The 22,342-nt window shown below is 69.5% G+C and carries 19 protein-coding genes and 2 pseudogenes; 11 read left to right on the top strand and 10 right to left on the bottom strand.

Annotated features, from left to right (window positions below; genetic code table 11):
• Positions 1-290: 290 nt before the first annotated feature.
• Entirely contained in the window at positions 291-722 is a 432-nt protein-coding gene (locus tag IG05_RS0138715; protein ID WP_030348812.1) for a hypothetical protein, read from the bottom strand.
• Between the two features lie 322 nt (positions 723-1,044).
• On the opposite strand from IG05_RS0138715, the gene IG05_RS0138705 reads away from it, so the two are divergent.
• Positions 1,045-3,603, top strand: coding sequence for a DEAD/DEAH box helicase (locus tag IG05_RS0138705; protein WP_078894826.1), 2,559 nt, complete (start codon positions 1,045-1,047; stop codon positions 3,601-3,603).
• A gap of 1,090 nt (positions 3,604-4,693) precedes the next feature.
• Here IG05_RS0138705 and IG05_RS0138695 read toward each other — a convergent pair.
• From IG05_RS0138695 to IG05_RS0138680, 4 genes are all read right to left on the bottom strand, one after another.
• A complete protein-coding gene (locus IG05_RS0138695; RefSeq protein ID WP_234336224.1) occupies positions 4,694-5,554 on the bottom strand; it encodes a hypothetical protein in 861 nt (286 codons plus the stop codon).
• 11 nt (positions 5,555-5,565) lie between these two features.
• Entirely contained in the window at positions 5,566-6,309 is a 744-nt protein-coding gene (locus tag IG05_RS0138690) for an ATP-binding protein (RefSeq protein ID WP_030348809.1), read from the bottom strand.
• A complete protein-coding gene (locus tag IG05_RS0138685; RefSeq protein WP_078894828.1) occupies positions 6,306-7,922 on the bottom strand; it encodes a Mu transposase C-terminal domain-containing protein in 1,617 nt (538 codons plus the stop codon). Before IG05_RS0138685 ends, IG05_RS0138690 begins: the two co-directional genes overlap by 4 nt.
• Positions 7,923-8,035: 113 nt before the next feature.
• Positions 8,036-9,214, bottom strand: coding sequence for an ATP-binding protein (locus IG05_RS0138680; protein ID WP_158839116.1), 1,179 nt, complete (start codon positions 9,212-9,214; stop codon positions 8,036-8,038).
• 352 nt (positions 9,215-9,566) lie between these two features.
• Between IG05_RS0138680 and IG05_RS48125 the strand changes: the two genes are divergently transcribed.
• Positions 9,567-9,908, top strand: coding sequence for a hypothetical protein (locus tag IG05_RS48125; RefSeq protein ID WP_030348806.1), 342 nt, complete (start codon positions 9,567-9,569; stop codon positions 9,906-9,908).
• A 123-nt stretch (positions 9,909-10,031) separates the two neighbouring features.
• On the opposite strand, the gene IG05_RS0138670 is transcribed toward IG05_RS48125, so the two are convergent.
• Both IG05_RS0138670 and IG05_RS0138665 read right to left on the bottom strand, forming a co-directional pair.
• On the bottom strand, positions 10,032-11,012 hold the full coding sequence (locus IG05_RS0138670; RefSeq protein ID WP_030348805.1) for a zinc-binding dehydrogenase: 981 nt from the start codon (positions 11,010-11,012) through the stop codon (positions 10,032-10,034).
• A gap of 82 nt (positions 11,013-11,094) precedes the next feature.
• The gene (locus IG05_RS0138665; protein WP_030348804.1) at positions 11,095-11,679 is read right to left on the bottom strand and encodes a TetR/AcrR family transcriptional regulator; all 585 of its coding nucleotides are present in this window, start codon (positions 11,677-11,679) and stop codon (positions 11,095-11,097) included.
• Between the two features lie 169 nt (positions 11,680-11,848).
• Here IG05_RS0138665 and IG05_RS49700 point away from each other — a divergent pair, with 169 nt between their 5' ends.
• Positions 11,849-12,166, top strand: coding sequence for a hypothetical protein (locus IG05_RS49700; protein WP_030348803.1), 318 nt, complete (start codon positions 11,849-11,851; stop codon positions 12,164-12,166).
• 198 nt (positions 12,167-12,364) lie between these two features.
• Positions 12,365-13,787 (top strand): annotated as a pseudogene (locus IG05_RS42880) (M1 family metallopeptidase).
• A gap of 609 nt (positions 13,788-14,396) precedes the next feature.
• On the opposite strand, the gene IG05_RS0138645 reads toward IG05_RS42880, so the two are convergent.
• Both IG05_RS0138645 and IG05_RS0138640 read right to left on the bottom strand, forming a co-directional pair.
• Positions 14,397-14,783, bottom strand: coding sequence for a GntR family transcriptional regulator (locus tag IG05_RS0138645; RefSeq protein WP_030348802.1), 387 nt, complete (start codon positions 14,781-14,783; stop codon positions 14,397-14,399).
• Positions 14,780-15,559 (bottom strand): hypothetical protein, encoded by a 780-nt coding sequence (locus IG05_RS0138640; RefSeq protein WP_051790722.1) that lies wholly within the window; start codon positions 15,557-15,559, stop codon positions 14,780-14,782. Before IG05_RS0138640 ends, IG05_RS0138645 begins: the two co-directional genes overlap by 4 nt.
• A 530-nt stretch (positions 15,560-16,089) precedes the next feature.
• Between IG05_RS0138640 and IG05_RS0138630 the strand changes: the two genes are divergently transcribed.
• The 7 genes and pseudogenes from IG05_RS0138630 to IG05_RS47325 all read left to right on the top strand — a co-directional run bounded on the left by IG05_RS0138630 (position 16,090) and on the right by IG05_RS47325 (position 21,620).
• Positions 16,090-16,590: a hypothetical protein gene (locus IG05_RS0138630; protein ID WP_158839113.1), complete on the top strand. Its 501-nt coding sequence runs from the start codon at positions 16,090-16,092 to the stop codon at positions 16,588-16,590.
• A gap of 372 nt (positions 16,591-16,962) precedes the next feature.
• The gene (locus IG05_RS48655; RefSeq protein WP_199808466.1) at positions 16,963-17,928 is read left to right on the top strand and encodes a hypothetical protein; all 966 of its coding nucleotides are present in this window, start codon (positions 16,963-16,965) and stop codon (positions 17,926-17,928) included.
• Complete coding sequence (locus IG05_RS0138625) at positions 17,816-18,334, top strand: hypothetical protein (protein ID WP_030348798.1); 519 nt, start codon at positions 17,816-17,818, stop codon at positions 18,332-18,334. Before IG05_RS48655 ends, IG05_RS0138625 begins: the two co-directional genes overlap by 113 nt.
• A 1,308-nt stretch (positions 18,335-19,642) precedes the next feature.
• Positions 19,643-19,726 (top strand): annotated as a pseudogene (locus tag IG05_RS50365) (AAA family ATPase); the annotation flags it as partial.
• A 51-nt stretch (positions 19,727-19,777) separates the two neighbouring features.
• Complete coding sequence (locus IG05_RS48650; protein WP_199808468.1) at positions 19,778-20,281, top strand: hypothetical protein; 504 nt, start codon at positions 19,778-19,780, stop codon at positions 20,279-20,281.
• 89 nt (positions 20,282-20,370) lie between these two features.
• Positions 20,371-20,760, top strand: coding sequence for a hypothetical protein (locus IG05_RS0138610; RefSeq protein WP_234336220.1), 390 nt, complete (start codon positions 20,371-20,373; stop codon positions 20,758-20,760).
• 39 nt (positions 20,761-20,799) lie between these two features.
• Positions 20,800-21,620, top strand: a protein-coding gene (locus tag IG05_RS47325; protein ID WP_107051501.1) for an IS5 family transposase whose coding sequence is annotated in 2 segments (ribosomal slippage) — positions 20,800-21,144 and positions 21,147-21,620 — 819 coding nt in all. Because the reading frame shifts where the segments join, the coding sequence is not laid out codon by codon here.
• Here IG05_RS47325 and IG05_RS0138595 read toward each other — a convergent pair.
• Positions 21,610-21,966, bottom strand: coding sequence for a hypothetical protein (locus IG05_RS0138595; protein ID WP_030348793.1), 357 nt, complete (start codon positions 21,964-21,966; stop codon positions 21,610-21,612). The two genes, IG05_RS47325 and IG05_RS0138595, sit on opposite strands and share 11 nt — an antisense overlap.
• Between the last annotated feature and the right edge of the window lie 376 nt (positions 21,967-22,342).

Below are 22,342 nucleotides of genomic sequence, written 5' to 3'. Positions count from 1 at the left end.
GCCCGGAGCAAGCGAACACCCGCGCTGCGCGCGGGTGTTGCGCTCCCGCTCCGCGGGAGCGCTGGCGGGTGGCTACGCCACCCGCACAACCGTGGTGCTTCGCACCACGGTTGACGGTCCGTTCGCTGCGCTACCTGACAGCGGGACTCCGTCCCGCTGTCAGGCTTTCGCTTCGCTCCGCCTGGCCGGCGGGTCCGCTGCGCTCCCCCGCCTGACGGTCCTTCCGGCTGCGCCTCCAGGACCATGGGCCCGCTCGCGCGGGCCTGGCTGGCTGCGAGGGGGTGGTCGGTTCAGCTCTGCCCGCGTTGCTTTGGTGGTGTCCAGGGCTTCAGGGATGGTGGTGGCCCCTCCAAGGTGTTGCGGAATTTTTCCTTCAGGCTTTTCGGTGGTGCTTCCTTGTCTTCCTGCGAGTGCATGAGCCGGGCCGTGGTCACCCGTATATGACACTCACGGTGCCGCTGCCTCAGGAGCACCACCCACGCACCGTCTTGAGCGAGGAACGCATGCCGGGCTGGCTCATCTCCCGGCCGCGCATGCCGGGCCAGCACCCCCGGCATGTAATTCAGGGCCGCATCCTCGGCCGCCGCCACCGCGTCCGCCTCGTCCTGGCCGATGCGGTAGGTACCCACCAGCATCCACCGGTGCAGCCTGAGTTCCACACCGTCAGGGCGCTCCGTCGTCCGGGTGTCCTCCTCGATGAGGACGTACCACTCGGCAGTCACAGCCGGCACCCACCTGTCTTTCCGGGGCCCGCGGGCCAATCTTGTTCGATGCGGGCACAGACAGCAGAAGGCCCCCGCGCTGGAAACTATCATGCTGCATGCTGTCTTTCTCTTGCTGTGCTTCATTTTTAGTCCGCGATAGACTCTGGACTGGTGAGGCACCACCAGCGGAGGTGTCCGAGGCCGTGATCATCGTCAGCTATCGGGCCTGCACCCCGCGGCGGTCCGTGGCCTTGCACAACCGCATGAGGTCAATGCCCAGCTTCAGCAGGGAACTTGACGAGATCGCGTCGTGCTCCGACAGACAGCAGAAAGCCGGTCGATGGCAGTGAAAGAACTCCGCCCCCACCAGCGAGAAGCCGTAGACGCGGTACTTCGTGGCCTAGAATTGCCTGCAAGATCCACTGTGTCCGAGCGGGGGCTGCGGACGCAGGTGGTCATGGCGACCGGATCGGGTAAGACCCTCGTCGCCGTGCGCAGCGCCGAGGAGCTCCGGGCAGGACGCGTACTCATCCTCGTTCCCTCCCTCGATCTGCTCGCCCAGACCCAGGCCGCGTGGCGCGAGGGAGGCCGGACGGGCCCGATGATCGGGGTGTCCTCCCTGCGGGGTGAGGAAGCGTCCTTCCCCAACACCACGGACGTGCAGGAGCTCGTCGACTGGGTGCGGCCGCTCGACAAGGTCACCGTGTTCGCCACCTACGCCTCCCTCGGGCTCGGCACCCTGGAGCGGGCCCACAAGGCCGGCCTTCCGGGCTGGGACCTCATCGTGGTCGATGAGGCACACCGGACCTCGGGCCGGATCGGCAAGCCGTGGGCGGTCGTCCACGACAACACCCGCATCCCCGCCCTGCGCCGCCTCTACATGACGGCCACGCCCCGCCTGTGGCAGCTGGACGAGGATGCCGAGGGCGCGCCTGGCGAGCTGGTGGCGAGCATGGAAGACGCCCCGGACAGCCCGTTCGGGGCGCGCTGCTACACGCTGACGCTGTCCGAGGCCATCGACCGGGGAATCTGCGCGCCCTACCAGGTGGTGTGCGTAGACATCACCGACACTCAACTCCAAGCCGCCCAGCTCCTGGGCCAGGACGCACGATCCGAGCAGGTGCGCGGGGCCCGACTCGCCGCGCTCCAGACCGCGCTGGTGAAGGCCTCAGCCGAGGAGGGTTTCAAAAGGACGCTGGTCTTTCACCATCAGGTGAAGGAGGCCGAGGCGTTCGCGGCCGGCCTCCCCCAGGTCGCCGACCGGCTGCATGCGGCCGACGCTGAGTTGTACCCGCGCACCGTGTGGGCGAACTGGCTGTGCGGCGACCACAAGCCAGGCCACCGGCGTCGAGTGCTCGGCGAGTTCGAGGCAGGGATCGCCAGGGACGGCACGGTCGTGGAGAAGAGCTTCCTGGGCTCGGTGCGAGTGCTCGGCGAGGGCGTCGACACCAGGAACTGTGACTCCGTCTACTTCGCCGACGTCCGCGGCTCCATGCCCGACCTCGTCCAGGCCGTGGGCCGGGCACTGCGGATGCAGCCCGGTGAGGGGAAGGTCGCCTCGCTGGTGGTGCCGGTCCTGCTCGGGCCCGGGGAGACGGTCGAGAACATGCTCACCTCGCGGGCCTTCGGCGGCCTGGCCCAGCTGCTGGAAGCGCTCAGGGCACACGACGCCCGCGTCGTGGAAGCTCTGGCCCAGCCCCAGGCGCCAAGCCGTGTCAGGGGCGTACAGACCCGCAGCGGGCAGGGTGAGGAGGGAGCAGACAGCGACCGAAGCGACCGGCTCTCGGTACCGGCCCGGGAACTACTGAAGTTCTCCACCCCCCGGGACCCGGCGCAGCTGGCCGCGTTCATCAACCTGCGCGTCCTCGACCCCGAACACGCCCACTGGCGACGCGGCATCGAGGCCGCCGCCATCTACCACCGGCTGCACGGCGACCTGCGCGTGCCCTTCACCTACCGCGTCCCCACCGCGGGCAGCGACGACCAGGAGCAAGAGGCGAAGAACGGCGAGGGGTGGCCGGCCACGCTCGCCGCGTTCCCGCTGGGGCAATGGGTGGCCGACGCTCGAAGGATCTACGCCCGGGGCACCATGGGCCCCGACCGTGTGGCGCAGCTGGAACGGTTGGGCATGGTCTGGTCGCACTACGACGTCGCATGGGAGGAAGGCCTGGCCGCCGCCCGTGGGTGGGCAGCCGAAGCGGGCCACCTCCTGGCACCGACAGACGCCACCTACCAGGGCTACCGGGTAGGGCTATTTCTCAAGAACGCGCGGGCCGCCGCCCGGAAAGCTGTCTACATCGAGCAGCGGCGCGCCGAAGGCCTGCCGGTCGGCTCGGCGGCCGGCGCCCTTTCACAGGAGCGGCGCGAGCAACTGGACGACATCGACCCCGCCTGGTGCCCCACCTGGCCCGTGGAATGGCAGCGCGCCTTCCACCTCCTCCGGCAGCACCTACAGGGCGGCGGCCAGCTGCCCACGTCGCCGGGCGTGGTCGTGCACCAGGGCGAGGACCTGGGGCGGTGGGTACGAGCACAGCAGCTCGGCTGGGACAACCTCACCGGTGTGCAGCAGTGGATGCTAGAGCACGTCATCGGCATCCAACCCGCAGGCGACCATGAAAAGCCCAAGCCGCGGCGCAGCCAAGCCGACAAATGGGCGCTGAACTACGCGGCCGCCCAGCAGTTCTTCGAGCGTGAGGGGCATCTTCGCGTACCCCGCAAACACACCGAGACCATCGTCATCGGCGTCCGCGACTGCGGCGAGGGCAGCGGCACCGGCCAGGACCAGGAGGAACACCTTGTGCGACTAGGGGCATGGGTCAGCAACCAGCGGAGCAGGGCCGGGGCGCTCTCGCCAGAGCGGGTGGAACAGCTCTCCGCCATCGGCATGCGATGGACCTGACAGTCGCCAGGGGCCTGACAGTCGCCAGGGGCCGACCGCCCAAGCGCAGCTACGGTGACCGCAGAGTAGCCGATAAAGCGTACATTTAGCGTACGCAGCGCGTACGGATGCCATTCCAGGGGCGGGCCGGTGCGCGTTGGTGACTCCCGCCTGATGTCCGCCTTGGTTCGCCGAGCAGCCATCCCCGCACCCAACGCGAGCGGGGAGTCGAGGCCGTCTGCTTCGCCGACACCCGCGGCTCGCAGGTGGAGATCGGGGTGGCCAGGACATCGTGCCGGTGTTCTGGAGCCGGGTGAGGACCCGACGGACATGGTCGCCAGCGCCTCGTTCCGCCCCCTTGTAAACGGTCCGGGGTGACAGTGAGGGCCAGGAGGACGACACGCAGGCCGCTGCCGAAGCGGCGCCTGCTGCACTTCTCCACCCGAGGCCAGGATGGTGTGGCGCCAGGGACACGATGATCGACGCCCTGGCTGCCCATGAGTTCGCCGGGCGCCTTCGCCAGGTACTGCAGCACGTCGTACCCGTGCGTACGGGCGGTTGCTCCCGGTGCTGATCGCCGGGGACGTGCTCGCGGCGCCCTGGGTGAGGGCGAGGACGGACACAACGGCCTGCAATGGGAACGTGAAAAGTGCGGAACTCTGCACTGACACCGGTGCCCGGGGGTGCCGCGTGCAGCCCCAACATCCGGCGGTTGCACCACCGATGTTGCGGTTACCGGCCGGTTCTCCTGCGCGGCAGGTCAGGCATGGCGTTGTGTGGAGTACGTGATCATCGACAGCAGCCAGGAGGCCGCCTCGTCCGCGGTCCCCGGGGCCGGGTGCAGCATCCTCGAGCCGCACAGTACGGGTGATGCTGTTCGACGCGAAGAAGCTGCGGCTGTAGATGCCAGCCTGATCGATGTGCGCTTCCGGGACCCTCTGGGGTGCTCGCGTCAGGTCCCGTGGCTTGAGGCTGCGCAGGACGTCCCCGTCGAGGAGAGTCCTGCGGTACGGCCTTTCCCTGTCCGGCCCGGGCGGCGCGTTGCTCCGGGCTGGTGGTGGTCGTCGACGACCGGGCGGCTGGTGGCGTACGGGTCCGGTGTCATGCGGACTCAGCTGATGCTGCTGGACCGGGATCCGGCGGTGGTGGCGCTGGCCTGCCGGCCGGTGGAACTGGTGTGGCGTGAGAAAGCAGGGTTGTCGCGGGGGCGTGCGGTGGCGAGTTGCTGGAGGGAGGCGCCGGTGAACAGTGCGGCGGCGAGGGCTGCGGCCAGGCGGGGGTGTGCGGTCGCCGTGTGCAGCCGTTGGGCGACGCGCTGGGCGGTGGGCGCGGTGAGAGGAACGGGCGGTGGGCGGTGCCGCCAGGCGATCGGGGGCGGCGTGCACGGGTCGGTGCAGGGGCGGGGGCTGTCGTAGGAGACGATGCGGTCAAGTACCGGCAGGGTGAGCCACCGGCTGGCCGGCGCGGCGGGCTCATCTGCGGGCGGGGGTTCGGCGACAGGCGTGCCGTAGTAGTGGCGGCGGGCAGCCTCGAAGTCCGCGGTGACGATGTAGTCGGTCGTCCGCAGGGCCTGGTGCACAGCGGCGGGAAGGTGAGGGCGATGGCAGACCAGGGTCAGGTGGATACCGGTGCGGGCCTGTAGCTGCAGCAGGCGCATCGTGCGGCGGGCGGTGAGCCGGTGGGCGCGCAGGACGGTCAGCCGGGTCACGGGCAGGGCGGTCATCCAGGCCGTGGCGGCTTCCCAGGCGGGCTGACGGCCGCCGGGAAAGCGGCCCGGGAGCAGGGGCGGCTTGCCCAGGGCGACGAGAAGGTCGTGGGCGAGGCCGGCCACGCTGGTGGTGCCCGGGCCGGGGTGCAGGGTGATCCGGCCGGACAGCGGATGGTGGGCGGCCAGAGCGGTGTGCGTGTGCAGCGTGTCGTCGTGGCGGTCGAGAACCACGATGACGGACGGCAGCGGCGGGGCAGGAGGCATGGGCGGGGTGGTCAGGCGAGGCGGCTGAAGGCCCAGCGCAGCAGCTCCTGGTCGACGCGCGGGCGGCCGGTGCGTGCCAGGGCGGTACGGGCGTGGGCGGTCAGCTGGGCCCAGGCGCGGAAGTTGCCGTGCGCGGCGTGGCTGTCGGCGAACGTGAGGTCCTCGGGGTCGGCGTCAGCCCAGAGTGGGTGGAACAGCGGGATCACCTCGAGGACCTCGTCGGGTGTGAGGCGGGTGAACTGCTGCCAGATGAAGACACGGGAGGACAGCATCGGTTCACGGCGCAGCACGGTGTGACAGCCCGCGCCACCGACGAAAATGATCGCGAGCTGGGTGGAAGGCTCGTCCCACAGGTAGCGGAAGTACTCGAACGCCTCACCGTTCAGCCACTGGGCCTCGTCAACAAGGAACGTGCGAGGGCGTTCGGCCAGAGCCGTCTTCAGCAGACGGTCGAACTCGCTGGGGTGGCGCGGTGGCTCGCCGGCCAGGTCGAGCGCGGTGAACAGCTCATAGCGCACCGCGCGGGCCGTGGGCCGGGCCCGGAAAGTGATCTTTCGGACGTCCTCGCCGGGTTCCAGTGCGCGCAGGCAGGTGTTGACGGCGAGGGTCTTGCCGAAGCCGGCACCGCCGTGGATGCACATCATCGCGCGGGCAGCGACCGTGTCGCTGATGTTCTCCCGGGCGGTGAGCAGGGCGCGGGTGGTGACCACGGAGGCATCGGGCAGGTCGACGTACTGGTAGGTGGCCGCGGTCACGAGGCGTCTGCGTCTTCATCGGTGGTGGGAGGTGCGGCCCGCCCGCCCGGGCCGTCGGGGGCGCAAGCGCCGTCACGGCCGTACGGGGACCGGACGGGCGGGCCTGGCGTGGTCAGCGCGGCCAGGGAAGCCGGGGTGCGCCAGTCGGCCGGGGGCGCGGCGTGCGGGATGAGGTCTGGCATCGCGAGCTGCGCGAGGTCCAAGTCAGCCCTCTGGGTGAGTTCGGCATCAGCCTGCGCACCCGTCAGCGCGCCGAGCCGCCGAGGCGCCTCGGGCTGGTTCACGGCGGCGTAGCGCTCGCGCTGGGCAGCTTCGAGATCCTTCTTCAGGCGGCGGCTGCGAGCGGCCCGCGCCCGCCGTACCGCGCTGACCTGTTCCTCAGTGGCCTGGTCGGCCAGGTCCGCGGGACCGAGGTAGCGGCCGGTGGCAGCGTGGTAGACCTCGATGCGGTGGTCGTGGTGGGGCATGAAACGGACCCGCACCTGGATCCCAGCCTGCCCGGTCATCCAGGGCCCCACGTAGTCGCGTTTCCTGAAGCGGATGCCGCGGGTGGTCAGCGTGCGGGTACCGGCGTCCTCCAGGGTGAACGTCCACAGATCCGCGGCCGGCACGTCCCGCAGCGGGGTGGGATCGTCCTGCCACGCTTGAAGCGGCGTCCTGCCCCCAAGCGGCGCCGGGCGGTGCTCGGTGTTCCACCACAGCGTCCAGGCCAGCAGCCGGGCGGTGAAGTCTTCGAAGGTGAGCAGCACTTCGTCCTTCGGACGGGAGCAGCGTCTGCCGGGGCGCGGCTGGCGGGCGTAGCCGGGCAACGCAGCCAGGAACATGGCCTCCACCGCCCGGTTCAGGCCCTCCACGGTGCCCTTGAGGTGGGGGGTGTAGGCGGGCAGGTCCTCCACCGTCACGTCCAACAGATCGAACGCGGCGGTCACCGTCCTAGACAGGAAGTCCTTACCGCGGTCCACCCGTACCTTCTCGGGCACGCCGCCGAACGGGCCGTAGGGGTCCTCACGCAGGACCGCCGAGCGCAGCGCAGCGAGTACCGACTCCCGCGACGGATCCCCCGGCGTGACCGCGACGCCGGTGATCGCGTTCGTCGCGCAGTCGGTGAACCAGGTGATCCACGGCCTGCGGGCCTTGCCATCGACATCGACATCGACCAGCACCGGAACCTGCATGTGGTCGGTCTCCCACACCTGGTTACGCCAGGAGCGTGGCCGGGCCAGGAACACATCATGCTTACGAGCCGCCCGCTCCCCTCCCGCAAGCCCTGCCCGCTCCCCCGGCGTCAGATCACGGCGCATCGCCCGGTGCAGCGTCGGAATCGACGGAGGCGGATCCCCCTCGCCCCTGGCCGCGCGAGCGATCAGCTCACGATGCACCGCCGCGACGTTGCCCTTCCACAAGGCCAGCAGGCGGCGCACTTCGGGGGTGACGGAGAAGCGGTCTTTGCTCTGGGCCCGCGCCCCGGGCTCCGCGGCCGCGGACTCGTCACGCTCGGCAGCGGCAAGCCACCGCCACACCGTGCGCTCGGTCACTTCCAACGAATGGGCCATCAGCCGTACGTGTCGGGTCGTCAGTTTCTGTTCCTGCCGCAGGGCGAGCAGCCTGCGCACGGCAGTGCCGCGCAGCGCCGACAGGGAGGAAGAAGGCAGGCCTCCCCGCACACCTCTGTCCTCCCCGTGGATGCCGGAGCGGGAAGCGCCCTCTGTCGGCCCGGCGGCGCCGGTCACAACGGCCCCATGAGCCGTGCGCAGGCCCGCTCCAGCATCCGGCGGTCCACTACCGCCCGGCTCTTGCCATAGGTCTCGGCGGTAAGGTGCGAGGTCAGCTTCGCCCAGGTCCGGAAGTTGCCGTGTCCCACATGCTCGTCCACCCACGCGACATCGGCCTCGGTCACGTCCTCCCACAGCGGGTGGAAGGCAGTCATCACGGTGGCCACCTCCCGCTGACTGAGGCGCGGCACCAGCTCCCAGGTCAGCACCCGAGAGGCCAATGCGGGCACGCGGCGCAGCGCCCGCTCGCTGCCCGCACCAGCGAGCACGAGGGCCGTGTCCGTGTCCGGGTGGTCCCACAGCCCGCGCAGAAACTCTAGCGCCGGCCCCGGAAGACGCTGTGCCTCGTCCAGTACCAGCACACGAGGCTGCCGTAGCGCGTTCACCAGCATCAGGTCGGCCTCCCCCGCCCCGCGCGGCAGACGCCTGCCCAGCTCAAGAGCGTCCGCGAGCACCCGGCGCAACTCGGGAACCGTCGGATGCACACCAACGTGAACCCGACGGACCGGGGCAGGATGCGGCAGCTGGGACAAGGCGTACTGCAACGCGACGGTCTTGCCCTGGCCGGCGTCGCCGTACAAACACACCACCGCCCCCACCGCGGCCGCGTGCGCGACCGTCCGCAGCACCGACCGCACAGCAGGCGTGTGCACCACCTGCGCGCCCGGCACCAGGACCGGAACCTGCGCCAGGTGCTTCTGCTCCCGCAGAAACACCTGCCCACCTGCACCTTGACCGGCCACGACGTTCAAGCCCAGCTCGCTGAGCGGATCGGGCCTGCTCGGCCCGGCCACCACAGGCTCCCGCTCGACCAGCAAAGCCCGCCCCGCCCGACGGTCCCTGCGGATCACCCGGTGCAGTGTCGACGCCGACGGCACCGAGGCCCCGCCGCCAGCCGCGGCCAGCCGGCGCCTCAGCTCAGCGACATTCCCTCCCACGTCGCCCAGCAGCGCCCACACCTCGTCCGACACCGCATACCCCTGCCGGACCGGCGCCTCCACCTGCCCAGTCGTCTTGGCCTGCTCCAGCCAGCGCCACACCGTACGCTCCGAGACACCCACCGTCTCAGCGACCGCACGCACATGCCTCGTGGCCAGTTCCCCCGCCTGCTGCCGCTCCAGCAGACGACGCACCACCAACCCCCTGGGCAGCACAGCCCCACGACCGGCCCTTACCTCTTGATCCACCCCACGATCACACCGACCGGGCCAACCTCAGCGCATAAGAACTCTCGAACCTGAGACAGCTTCAGCTCCCATGCGATAAAGCCCCACGACAGCGATCCCACCCATCAATCTCTCACCTCATGACAGCGGCCCACCCACCCACAAACAGCCACTGACCAGCCCCGTAACACCCACCCCTGGACCAGCGCGACCGACTCTCACCACCACCGACACCAAAACGAGAAATCGCATCCGGCCGGACGGCGGGTGGTGGGCGGCCAGGGCTGTGTGCGTGTGGATGACGTCGTCGCCCGGGTCGATGACCACGGTGACGGACGGCGGTGGCACGGCGCGCGGCATGGCGGCGTGGTGGTCAGGCGAGGCGGCTGAAGGTCCAGCGCAGCAGCTCCTGATCCACGCGGGGGCGGCCGGTGCGGCACGACGCCAGGCGCGGCGCTTCCACACGGCACTGGCCGAACTCGTCCGCCGCCACGACCGTGCCCTCACCCAGGTGCGCATCACCGGGGAGTACGACGCCGTCACCGCCTCGCTGCGCGCGGGCGTACTCACCCTCGTGGCCGGCGTCGGCCGCAGGTCCTGTCCGTCACAAGTGATCAGATCCGGTTCCGCCCAGCCTGACACCCCACCGGGGCTCGGCTAGGTCGCCCAGGACCCGAGGCCGTGGCTGGGCTCCGCAGTCCTGTCTGCGGTTTCAAGCCGCGGGCGGGATGACCTGGTCCTGACGGCTTGCCGCCCGCTGGCTGTGGTGAAGCCGGGCGAGGTCTCAGCCCACGGTGACGGTCATTTTGCCCAGCGCACTGCCCGCTTCCATGACCCGGTGGGCTTCGACGATCTCATGGAAACGGAAGACCTGTGCCGGCCTTGCCGGGTAGGTCCCTGCCTCGACCTTGGCGTAGATCGCTTCCAGGGGAACGTCGGCGAGCGGGAACTCGGGGCTGCCGAGGACGAAAGCGCTGCCGAAGAAGCTGAGTTGCACTCCGGTGGGCAGGTCGACGATGGGATCGAAGTCGCGCACCGGCTCGAAGCCCCCGAGGAAGCCGAGTTGGCAGACTCGTCCGCGGAGGCGGACCGTGGCCAGGGAGTCGCGCAGGACGTTGTTGCCGACAAGATCGAACACCGCGTCGATCGGGGTCGTGCCCTTGTCGACCTGTGCGGCCAGGTGGCCGTCGTCGATGAGGACGTCCTCGGCGCCGAGTTCCTTCAGGAGCGGTGCGTGGGCCGGATTCCGGGTGGTCGCGAGCACCCTCGCACCGTGGTCGACGGCGAGGTTGACCGCGGCCTGGCCGAGGGAAGAGGTTGCCCCGCGCACCAGGACCCGCTCGCCGGGCCTAAGGTCCAGGTTGCCGAACAGCCCGTACCACGCCGTCGCATAGACCTCGGGAACGGCCGCCAACTCTGCCCATCCCAGTGAGGAGTTCACCACGGCCACGTTGGTGGCCGGTACCGTGACCAGTTCGGCATAGCTGCCGTTGCGGGTGCGGCCCATGCCACCGAGGATCGCCACGACCGGGGTTCCGGGGGCGAGTCGCCCGGAAGGATCAGCCTCGACCACGCCGGCGCACTCGATGCCGGGGACGGCCGCGACCTCGCCCCAGGCACCCGCGCGCATGTATGCCTCCGCATGGTTGAGGCCGAATGCCCTGACCCGGATCAACACCTCCCCCTGCGCCGGCACGGGGTCGGGCAGGTCGGTGATGTGCAGGACCTCGGGAGCGCCGTAGGTGGAGATGACGATGGCCTTCATGAGCGGATCCATTCTTGAGTAGTGGTTCAACTATTGGTCGGAAAAAAGAGCCACCGCATGCGGTGGCCCCACAGGTCGAGCGTCAGACGAGTACGGCGAAAGCGTTGTCGACGATGGCGCGCAGCACCGTCGCGTCGGGGTTCGCCTTCCCCACGACCATCAGCCCCTGGCACGTCGCGACCAGCACCTTGGCGCTACCGGCCGGGTCCACCGAGGCGCGCACCTCGTCCGCGTCGCGGGCGTTGCGCAGGGCCGTGGTCATGCACTGCTCGAGGCGGGCGAGGTGTCCGCGGACGACGGCGGCGGCCTCGTCGTCCTCGGCGGCGTTCTCGATCGCCGTGTTCACCAGCAGGCATCCCTGTCGGCCTTCCGGGCTGAGCAGGTCGTGCACGAGGCCGTCGAAGTACCCGCGGAGCGCGGCCAGTGAGGCGCCGGGCGCAGCCAGCTCACCCAGCTTCTGGGGAACGATCAGCTTGGAGTACCGCTCCAGCGACTTCAGGAACAGGGTGTGCTTGCCGCCGGGGAACGCGCTGTAGAGGCTGCCGGGCTTCACCCCTGTCGCCTTGACGAGATCGTCGACAGAGGTGGCCCGGTAACCCCGCCACCAGAAGCGAAGCATGGCCTGGTCCACCACGGCATCGGGCTCGAACTCTCGGGGTCTGGGCATGACACGAAGATACATGAGCGACCGTTCAAGAACAAGCGCGGGCGTGTCACCCTCCACCGAGCGTTCTTTCGGGCCGTGGGCCCGACTGCGACCAAGGCCTTCGAAGAGGCACCCACCCCGCCGCAGCCACCGGATTCGGGCCCTACGGCGCACACGAGGAAGCCGACAAGTGGTGAACACCCGCCCCCACCCCGCAGCGCACCAACCGCCCAACGCACCCGCCGACGCGGGCAGCGGCAACACGGCCGAAGGTTCCTGGCCCCTGACCACCTGGCAGCGTTTCGCCACCACCGACCCGCCTGCACCGCCCCAGCCCGACGACCCGCCCCGCAACCGCGAGGAACGCCGCGCCTACCACTCCGCGTTCGTCACCATCCGCACCCCCGCCATCAGCGCCCTCGCCACCCAGGTCCGCACCCTGATGATCCTCGACCACCACCAGCACACCACCGCGTCGCGGGGCGTTCGGGGGTGCCGGTGGTGGTGATGGTCAGGAACATGTGGCCAGGCCTCATGGAAGGGGATGAACTGCGGATGGGTTGAACCGGGATCCGTTACTGTGCGCCAACGTACAGCGAACATCCCCTGCGTACCCTGGCATTTTCGCCACCCAAGCGGAGCCGACCTCCCCTCTTCGCGCGGGCCTGTGTCGGCCGTGGGGAACCCTGTGACAAGATCCGCTGGCATGTCGTCTGCCATGCCTTCGTCGCCCACGGGCCCCTCAAGAACCGGTCCCCGTCTCCTGGTCGCCTTGCTCGCGCTGCTCGCGACTGCAGGCTCCACCGTGGCCGAGGCCGGCACGCCGTCCGGCCCGGCGCCCGGCGCCGCGGTGAGAGCGGCCGAAGTCGCGACGCCCGACCGCCCCAGCTACGACGTGAAGCTGCGCGCCGATGCCGACGGCTCCCACTGGGCGGGCCGGCAGACGGTGTCCTTCCGCAACGCCTCCAGCCGGCCCCTGCGTGAGGTGTACATACGCCTGTGGGGCAATGGCGAGGACGGCTGCGGGACATCCGGAAGACCGTCCCCCCTCCGCGTCTCCCACGTGAGCGGCGGCACTCCGGGCCGCCCCGGCGTGAAGTGCACGGCACTGCGCATCACTCTGCCGAGGCCGCTCGCACGCGGTGAGCGGACGGCCGTCTCCTTCGACGTGGCCCTCACCGTGCCCGCACGCAACAACCGCTTCGGCCGCGAAGGCGCGTTCCGCTTCCTGGGCAACGCGCTGCCGGTCCTCGCCGTGCGCGACGCAAGGGGGTGGCACCTCGATCCGTATGTGTCGTACGGCGAGCTTCTACACCCTGGCGAGCGACTTCCGGGTGCGCCTCGACCACCCGTCCGCCCTCAAGGTCCCGGCGACCGGCAGCACGTGGACCCGCCCCGGCGGTACCGGACGTACGGTCACCCACAGCGTCGCCAAGCGGGTGCGGGACTTCGCATGGGCGGCGGGCCCGTTCCGCACCGCGACCCAGACCTCGCCCGACGGCGTGCGCGTGAAGTCGTATTGGTCGCCGAACACGCCCGCCGCCGGTGTCCGCCTCAACCGCAAGGACGGCGTCGCCGCCATCGACCGGTTCGGCAGGGAGTTCGGCCGCTACCCGTACGGCGAGATAGACCTCGTGATGACCCCCGGGTTCGCCGGCGGCATGGAGTACCCCGGCCTGGTCATCCTCGGCACCGATGAGGAGGGCGGCGCCACCGTCCATGAGATCGCCCACCAGTGGTGGTACGGCGTCGTGGGCAACGACCAGTACAACTCACCCTGGCTGGACGAGAGTTTCGCTCAGTACGCCAACGCGCGCTACTACCGCTGGGACGGGTTCGAGTGCTCGCCGGACGACTCCTGGCCGAGCGCCACCGCCGCGCTCACCAACTCGATGGCCTACTGGTCTACACACCGTGGCGAGTACTTCCAGGTCGTGTACGGGATCGGCCCCTGCGTCCTGGCCGACCTGGAGCACGTCCTCGGGGCCGGCACCATGGCGCGCCTGATCAAGAAGTACGCCCACGACCACTGGTACGGCGTCTCCACCACCGCCGGCTTCAAGAAGGCCGCACAGTCGATGACGCACAGGGACCTCGGCCCCTTCTGGCGGAAGCACCGCATCCGCTGAAGTCACACTCCGCTCGCGGGTGACGGGCATACCCCGTCGGCGCCACGAAGACGGTGACCGACGGGGTACGCGGGCAGGGCGGCGTCGTTCCCGCGGTGCATCCGCGTTGATGGAGCCTCAGGAGCTGCGGCAGGACTGCGGGGTGGTCGGCGGGGGCTGACGCGGAGGCAGGCACGACTTTTGGTGAGCGGCCCAGGCGGGCCAATGTCTCCTCCCAGTGCTTCCCCGAGTGCGGTCGTCATCAGGGCCGTTGTGTCATGCAGCGGGACGTGAATCGAATTTCCCGCGACCGTCTTGCACTCACAGCCAGCCGGCGAGCGGCTCGGCCCTCTGCTGGTGGTCGACGAGCCCACGCCGGAGACGGACCGCCTCGTCGACCTCGTGCTCGGCGCCTGCCCGCCCGAGCGCTAGTGCACGACGAGCACGAGGGCTGATCCCTGGTCCCGCCAGTACGGCACGGACGAAGTACGTGCGAATCCTCTCGTCCACAAAGCCACCTGCCTTTGACCCCGACGTCTGCCCCGGCCGATGGTGGATAACCAATGGTTCGTCCCATCGCTTGAACGATGTGCATGTCATCGCGGGCACGAGGTGGCATCAAGGCAGCTGTCACGACTGGCGGTCTCGGAAGGCGCGTCGTACGGCTTCCAGCACGGTGTCCTCCCCGAAGTCCAGGGCCGCCGCCCACGCGACGAAGTCCCGTGTCGCCTCGGTGAGTTCGGGTGCCTCACCGCGGTGGGTGCCGGGTGGGGGCGGGGCCACCCGGGTGCCCGCGCCGCGTCGGGTGCGGATGAGGCAGGCCGTCTCCAGTTCCCGGTAGGCGCGGGCCACGGTGCCCGCCGCGAGGCCGAGGTCCGCGGCGAGTTGCCGCACCGTCGGCAGGCGCTCGCCCTCGGCCAGTCGGCCGCTGTTGATCAGGTCGGCGAGCTGTGCGCGGATCTGCTCGTAGGGCGGGACGGCGCTGGTGGTGTCGACGCGGACGGCGGCGCCGCTCACCGGCTCTCTCCCCCTTCCGCCCGGCTTCGCCCGGTCGCGCGGGGCGAGCAGACGGTCAGGAGTGTCCCTCCCGCGGTCACCAGGGAGACCAGCGCCAGCGGCAGCAGGACGGCGGTGGCGGCGGTGCCGGGCGTGCCGTCGCACGTCATGGCGGCCAGGGTGCCGCACGCCGTCACGGTCACGCCCACGAGGGAGCCGGAGACGACGAAGCCCCAGGCGGCCACGACGGCCAGTGAGCGGTCGCGGCGGGAGCGGTCGTCGCCGGGGCGGGTGGCGATGCGCCGCAGGGACCAGCCGCAGACGGCGGTGGCGGCGGTGAGCGAGCCCAGCACGGGCAGGCCGTAGAAGAAGCCCGGCCAGGGGCTGTGCCTCTCGGTCGTGCCGTGGCAGGTGAGGGTGAGGGCGCGGCCCGCCCGTCCGAGGTCGTCCGGCGTGGCCAGGGCGCCGGCGAGGACCAGCAGGAGGACCAGGGCGAGGGCGAGGACGAGCAGCAGCGCGGTCATGCGGGGCGGGACGTAGGCGCGGATGCGGCGCGGTGCGAGGCCGGCGGTGCGGACGGCGCCGCGGGAGGGCGCGGTCAGCAGGTCGGCCACCAGGACGCCGCCGACGGCGCACAGGCCGGCCGCCGGGATGGCGTAGAGCACGCCGGCGCCGTGGTCGAGCGGGGCCAGCAGGGCGGCGGCCAGGGCGCCTGCGGCCAGGCCCGTCCAGCGGGCGAAGCGGTCGACCGGGCCGCGGGAGGCGGCCGGTGCGGTGGCCGGGTCGAGATCGGTCATGGACTACCCCCGTGGAAACGATGACGATGACGTGCCCCACCACTTGTATCAAGCGGTGAGTACAAGATGTCCGACCCGGCCCCTTTGTGTCAACCACTTGATACAAGGGGGTCGGGGAATCGGCCGGGGGCAGGGGCGCATCCGTCGGTCGGGGGCAAAGGGGGCCACCCGTCGGGGTCGTCCACGCTCGCCAGTGCCTGCTCCCACGAAGGTGCGGGGTGGCGGCTTGGCGGGTGGAGGTGTCGGGGGCGAAGACCGCGGTGAGGGCGAGGGTGACGAGTACGGCGGTGAGGAAGGACAGGAGGTTCGTCAGGTGGCCGGCGTGGTGGAGGGCGAGGGTGATGAGGGTGGTGAGCAGTCCGGTGGTGAGGGTGGCGGCGGTTCTGGTTCGGGTGTTGGTTCGGTGCTCTGGAGTTCATGGTCGGGCTGGCTCCTTGGAGTGGCTCGGGTACCGGGGTGGTGTCGAAGGCCAGTGAGCCAGATGCGGTATTCCGCAGAAAATGTCACTTCCCGGGGTTGTAATGGAAGGCATGGCACGAGGAGCGCCGAGCCCGACTGACCAGCAGGTGATCCGTGAACTCAGCGGCCGCGAAGTGGTGGTGACGGCCAGCCAGTCGGAGGGCTGGCGGCGGGCCGGGCTGCTGCCGCGGCACCGGCGCCGGGGGCTCGGACGGGGCCGGGGGTCGGTGGTGGACACCGTGGACCCGGTAGCGGTCGAGAGCGCGGCGGCGCTCGCGCGGCACCTTCGGCAAGGGCGGGATAGGCGGCCGGCCGAGCTGGAGTGGTTCGCCGAGGCCGGCCTACCGGTGCGCCCCGGAGCGGCCCCGGGGCCGGAGCCCCCGATCGGGGCCGTCCGGGAGGCCCTTGTGCGGGTGCTGGAGCGGTCGGTGTCGCAGCGCCTGGTGGCGTTCGCGCGCAGCGTGGCCGGGACCGGCGAGGAGGGGCAGGACGCGCTGCACGAGGTCGCCGGCCGGCTCATGAAGCCCTACCACGGGGCGGCGAACCGGACGGAAGGGTCTTGGCGGTGCTGAAGGCGAAGACCAGCATGGCCGCCGGCCGAGGAAGCGGATGGGGAACGGATCGGCGACACCTCGGTCCTCGCGGAGCAGGTCGGCTTTCGCGCCGAGATGGGTCGGTGGCCACATTGCTGCGAACTACCTTGCGCGCAGCACTCTGAGGGAACCGGCGCGCGTCTCACTCCACGCCACGCGGCACCGTACTTCGTCGAGACGGACGCCCCCCCCGGCACAGCGCTGTGCGTCACGACGGCGACCCGGTTCCGGCAGGTGCAGCGGCAGCAGCTCTGACTTCACATCCGGAAGATCGTCCCCCAGGCGGGACTCCCCGGCGAGTGTGACATCACCCAGTACAAAGCCCCTGGCCAGTAGGGCGATGACGTAGTCGTGACCTATGGTTTCACCGCATCGGCAAACGACGAGGCGGCCATGCAGGGTACTTGCTTTGATGATGAAACCGAACTCCTCACCAGTGAAGGGTGGAAACCTTTCCCCGAGGTCCGCGGCGACGAGCAAGTCCTCACTCTCAACGGCGACACCGCCGAGTGGGGATCGATCACCAAGGTGATCCGCGCCCCCTTCGATGGGGAGTTGAACCTCCACGACGGGGATCGGGTGAACTTCTGCATCACCCATACTCATCGGCTGCTTGCTTCGCCGATGCACTACCGCAAGCCTGACCAGACCCTGTGCCGCTACTGCGACCGGTCCGTAGGTGCTAAGGGCATCGCACGCCACGAAGGAACCCACCAACGCCGCGGCGACGAGATGATCCGCCCCGAGCGGCAACCCGCCGGCGAACCGGTACGTCGTTGGCACCTAGCCCAATACCAAGCCCTCCCCCAAGAGTTCTTCATCCGCCGCACCAACACCTGGCGCGGCCACAGCCCGGACACCGTCACCTTCGACGCTCCCGCGCCCGCCCGGAATCAGAAACCCCACCACCAAGTCGCGCGTACCTTCGCCTTCAAAGACTGGGCAGCCTTCCTCGGCTGGTTCGTCGCCGAGGGGTGGACCACCGGAGACGGCCGAAACAACCGCATAGGCATCGCGCAGAACCCCGGTGATAAGTACGAGGAGATAGCCGCACTCCTGGACCGCATGGGCCTGCCCTACAGTCGGCACGCCAAGAGCCTCATCTTCTTCTCTGCGCCGATAGCCGCCTGGCTCCGCGAACACTGCGGCGTCGGTTCCGAGAACAAGCGCATTCCCCACAGCATCCGCGAAGCCACCCCCCGAGATGATCGAGGCCTTCCTCGACGCCTTCGGCAAGGGCGACGGCGCGCAGCACACTCACGCCGACAGCCGCCGCTACACCACCTCCAGCCGCCAGCTCGCCGACGACCTGCATGAAGTACTGTGCAAGCTCGGCCGCGCCCGAAAGCTGCGCATCATGCACGCAGAGGGCAGCGAAGGCACTGGCCCGCAGGGCAGGATCTTCCAGCGACGCCGTGCCACCTGGATGATCAATGAGGCCGGACGCCCCGCGGACAGCAACGTCCACAAGAAGAACGTCGTCAAACACCGGTACACCGGCACCGTCTACTGCGCGTTCACCCCGCACGAGACCATCATGGTTCGCCGCAAGGGCTGCCCCATGTGGAGCGGCAACAGCTCCAATCTGCTCCTGGCCGCCGACGAGGCTGGCGCCGATGCTGGCCATTGGCATCCCTCGCCTGCCGAACTCACTGACACATGGCCGCTGCTTAGCGCCGACGCATTCGGCGGCGAGCTCCCCCGCGCCCAGGACACTCCCTAGCACCGTTACAGCGGGCGTTCTCCCCGCATCTGCGGCAGTCGCGGCAGTCTCACGCAACCTTTAGGACCGCAGGTCAATCAGCTCGTGCGCGTCCTGACCCGTCGCAATCAACTTGCAGCGCCGCAGGTCAACGGAGTGCAGTCGCTGCAACAACGGTGAGACCTCACACCCGGAACGGATCGAGCAGCTCTCCAAGATCGGCATGCGTTGGACGTAACCCAGCTCTGCGGAGGTCCGCTCCCGGTGGCGTCGCACCGCGTCAGTCCTAGCGACGACGCGTTCTGATGCAGGCCGCCCCCGATCCTGCTGGGGCCGGCGGCCGGCTGTGTCGTGCCGTTCGCCCGATCCGCACACTCAGGGGCGGGTCCCGTACGTGATACGTACGCTTTCACGGGCGCTGTGGGTACGCGGCAGATCTCACTGCCCAAGCCATCGGCGCCATCACCCATCTGCGTACCAGGGCTCGTAGCCTGCATCATCCGGTGCTGTCCCGAGGATGCAGAAACTGGCAGGCAGGGGCGGGCGATGCGTGCCGGCTGATCGCTTGGGGAGGCGGACGTGGGACAGATCGAGCAGGGGCTGCAGCGTGCATTACGCACCCGGCCCATTCCCTCAAGCAAAAGCACCGAGGCCCGGCCCGCCTGCGGTTGCTACTGGTGGCGCACCAGGGTTCTACCAGGAGGGTGGCCACGGCGCTGGGGGTGTCGCAGCGCACTGTGCAGCTTCGTCCTGCCACGCCAAGCGGCGCCGGGCGGTGCTCGGTGTTCCACGAGAGCGTCCAGGCCAGAAGCTGGGAAGTGAAGTCCTCGAAGCTCAGCAGCACTTCGTCCTTTGGGGCCGGGAAGGGCGTTTGCCGGGGCGCGGCTGGCGGCCGTAGCCGGGCAGCGCGGCCAGGAACCTCACGCCCAGGACGGTGGCCCCACGGCCTCGAAACCGCCACCGACCAGCAACAACACCCCAGACCTCACTGTCTCTCACCCCACTGTCCCAAAACATGGCTGCGGCGAGCGTACTCTCGCTGTCGCTGTGGGGCAGGCCGATCAGTGATCCGATGGGCTGGTGCAATTCCTTGACCGCCAGCGACAGGATTTTGGGTGTTGGCAGCTGGCCTTTCGAGGGCGGGAGCTGCGCGGCGAGTACCGCGCGTGCGGTGCTGTCGCCAGTCGCGGGCTGGCGTCGCGTCGACCGGGGGCAGCGCGGTCAGGAACTTTCCCGCCCGGCGGCGCATGGTGGCCTGGGAGATGCCGTGGACTGCCAGGCTGTCGGCCAGGGTCTCTTCGGTGTCAGGGTGCCAGTAGTTGTCGATCAAACGGCACCATCATCGAGACCGGCACCGACTCCTACCGCCCCGCCAGCACCCGAGCCCGAACCGAACAAGCCGTAGCTGGCTGACCCCCTGAAACCGCTGGACTGCTGGTCAGGGCACCTGCCAGGCTCCGTCTCGTGGAAATTCTCGATGTCCTGACCAGTATGGCGAAGACAGGTCGACTGGGCCCGGTATTCAGCGGAGCCGACTGGAACGATGTGACCGCAGCACTCGGTGAGCCGTGGGACATCGGAACAATGAGCCGGAACAGAAAGTGGCCGCGGCTCTTCGCCTACGGAGACCTTGAGCTGAGTGTCTGCCGCTGCCGCAAGGTTTCCCTCATCTGCATCCAGACCTGGCGTGACGTCGTCGAACTCCCTCCGTCGGTTGGCGGTGGGCCGGGCACGCTCCCGGCACGGCTCAAGCACCCGGACGTCGTGTCCGCCTTGGACACAGCCGGCTGTTCCTGGGAGCCCTATGCACCGTTGACCTTTGGCGACCAGTGCTCGCTCGTGGCGATCGCGTCAGGAGCGAACTTCACCTTCGAGATCCCCGAGGGCGAGGAACCCGTGCTGAACGTCATGGCCCTGCCCGGCGACGGACACGACTGCTCCGCACGGACCGCAGACCAAGATCACTGACGCGAAGCGCCATCAAAACTCGTGACGACTCATCGCCCCAGAGATCGCTAACCGCCGCTCAAACTGGTCGACAAACGCTGTCACTGAAGGTGAACGAAGCCAGCGCCTTCAACTACCTCCGGGCCGTCCAGGCCGACGACGTCGGCGCCGCCCGCGAGCTCGCCGACGTCGAACCGCGGATGCCCGAGCTGCTCGTCGACGCAGCGACGCGGATCGTCGTCCCGGTCACCGCGCTGCCCGGCCCGGACGCGGGCGAGCCGTACGCGGACACCTTCGCCATGGAAGGACTCGGACGCGTCTTCGTGACCTCGCTGCAGACCTGGGCGCAGGCCGGACCGCACGCGACGGAGGGCATCGCCCGCGCGGTCATCGCGGGTGTGCGCATGATCCGTGGGCGGAAAAGCCGGTCCGGGGCAGGATGCGGACCCCATGTTGGTCCTCACCGAGGCGTGCGAGCGTCCGGGACTGATCGTTCTTAGACATCGTTTCTTATGGTGTGATCGTTCGTTGAGCCGCGCATGACGGATCTGGTTGAGCGGTTGGTGCCGGACGCCTTGTGGGTGCTGTTCAGACGGGTGGTGCCGCCGACGGAGGTGATACGTCCGCAGGGCGGTGGCCGGCGTCGGACGGGTGACCGTGAGGCTCTGGCAGCGATCATATTCGTGGCGACGTCGGGTTGCACCTGGCGGCAGCTGCCGCCGGTGTTCGGCCCTGCCTGGCCCACGGTCTACCGCCGGTTCGCCCAGTGGAGCCGGGACCGGGTCTGGGCGAAGCTCTACCGTGTGATCCTTGACGAACTCGGAGCACGGGGTGAGCTGGACTGGTCGCGGTGCGCGATCGACTCGGTCAGTCTGCGGGCGGCAAGAGGGGGCCACTGACCGGACCGAATCCGACCGACCGCGGCAAGCTGGGATCGAAGATCCACCTGATTACCGACCGGAACGGACTGTCTCTGTCCCTGGGCATCTCCGGTGCGAACATGCACGACAGTCAGGGCTTGGAGCCGCTCGTGTGCGGCATCCCACCCATCCGCTCCCGCCGCGGGCCCCGGCGCCGTAAGCCGGCGAAACTGCACGCGGACAAGGGCTACGACTACGACCACCTGCGCCGATGGCTCCGCGCGCGGGGAATTCGCCAACGCATCGCCCGCAAGGGTATCGAGTCCGCACAGCGGTTGGGCCGACATCGCTGGGCGGTCGAGAGAACCGTGTCCTGGCTGGCCGGCTGCCGTCGCCTCCATCGCCGCTACGAGCGCAAGGCCGAGCACTTCCTTGCCTTCGTCGGCATAGCCGCAAGCCTCATCGCCTACCGCCGGCTGGCGGCTCTCCTCATGGCCTGAACCGGTTCTGCTGCACGTCGAAACAGACCAGCCCCATGGACTCCGCCACGGTTGCCGCGTAGGCCGATGCCTCCTCGGCCATGCTCCACCGCATGGGGAAGTAGATCAACGGGCCACGGGCCTCGCCGATCAACGGCCCGGTTGACCAGGGCGAGGTGTCCTCCTCGTCCTCTGTGAGGTCACACCACCGCTCAAGCAGCGCGGCAACGTAGGCCGCTATGCGTTCGGAAGGACGCTCTTCCACCTCGCCGTCGATGTAGCGGGCGTACATGTCGTTGAAGACCCGGGCGGCGGTCTTGTCATCCGCCGGCCTCTCGCCCTCCCAGACAGCCAGGTCGTAACTCATGCCCGGAGATTCTCACACCGCACTGACACCCACCTGCCCGTCACCGGCACAACCCTGAGCCAAAGGAAACAAGCACTTAAGCCGCTCGATCTCCCCCGCGGGGCTGCCGTCCGGCAGACACGACTGCGGAGGGAGTCGCTGCGCATTATGGGAGGACATAGCCAGTCCTACACGACTAGGTCAGGCCTGTCGTTCTCCCTGCCCGTTCCAGTCTTCCCGTAGACCCACCACCGCTCAGTCCGTGAAGGTCACACGCGACCACCGGCCTCGACTCAAACGGGCGGTGCCACGGCTCATCTCCGAACCGCAGCACCTCGCGGCCGGTCCCGCAGAAGCGGCCGCTTGCCCACGAAGTTCCCAAAAGCCTGTAAGCAAC

Origin of the sequence: Streptomyces sp. NRRL S-1022 (assembly GCF_000720135.1) — a bacterium.
Taxonomy (GTDB): Bacteria; Actinomycetota; Actinomycetes; order Streptomycetales; family Streptomycetaceae; genus Streptomyces.
The sequence above is the reverse complement of the archived record's forward strand: the minus strand, read 5'-3'. Positions and strand labels throughout refer to the sequence as shown.

Bases quoted from the DNA above. Each gene is read 5' to 3' on its own strand.
- IG05_RS0138705 (WP_078894826.1), top strand. From the start codon at position 1,045: ATGGCAGTGAAAGAACTCCGCCCCCACCAGCGAGAAGCCGTAGACGCG.
- IG05_RS0138695 (WP_234336224.1), bottom strand. From the start codon at position 5,554: ATGCCTCCTGCCCCGCCGCTGCCGTCCGTCATCGTGGTTCTCGACCGC.
- IG05_RS48125 (WP_030348806.1), top strand. From the start codon at position 9,567: ATGACCACGGTGACGGACGGCGGTGGCACGGCGCGCGGCATGGCGGCG.
- IG05_RS0138670 (WP_030348805.1), bottom strand. From the start codon at position 11,012: ATGAAGGCCATCGTCATCTCCACCTACGGCGCTCCCGAGGTCCTGCAC.
- IG05_RS0138665 (WP_030348804.1), bottom strand. From the start codon at position 11,679: ATGCCCAGACCCCGAGAGTTCGAGCCCGATGCCGTGGTGGACCAGGCC.
- IG05_RS0138640 (WP_051790722.1), bottom strand. From the start codon at position 15,559: ATGACCGATCTCGACCCGGCCACCGCACCGGCCGCCTCCCGCGGCCCG.
- IG05_RS0138630 (WP_158839113.1), top strand. From the start codon at position 16,090: ATGGCACGAGGAGCGCCGAGCCCGACTGACCAGCAGGTGATCCGTGAA.
- IG05_RS0138625 (WP_030348798.1), top strand. From the start codon at position 17,816: ATGATCGAGGCCTTCCTCGACGCCTTCGGCAAGGGCGACGGCGCGCAG.
- IG05_RS0138595 (WP_030348793.1), bottom strand. From the start codon at position 21,966: ATGAGTTACGACCTGGCTGTCTGGGAGGGCGAGAGGCCGGCGGATGAC.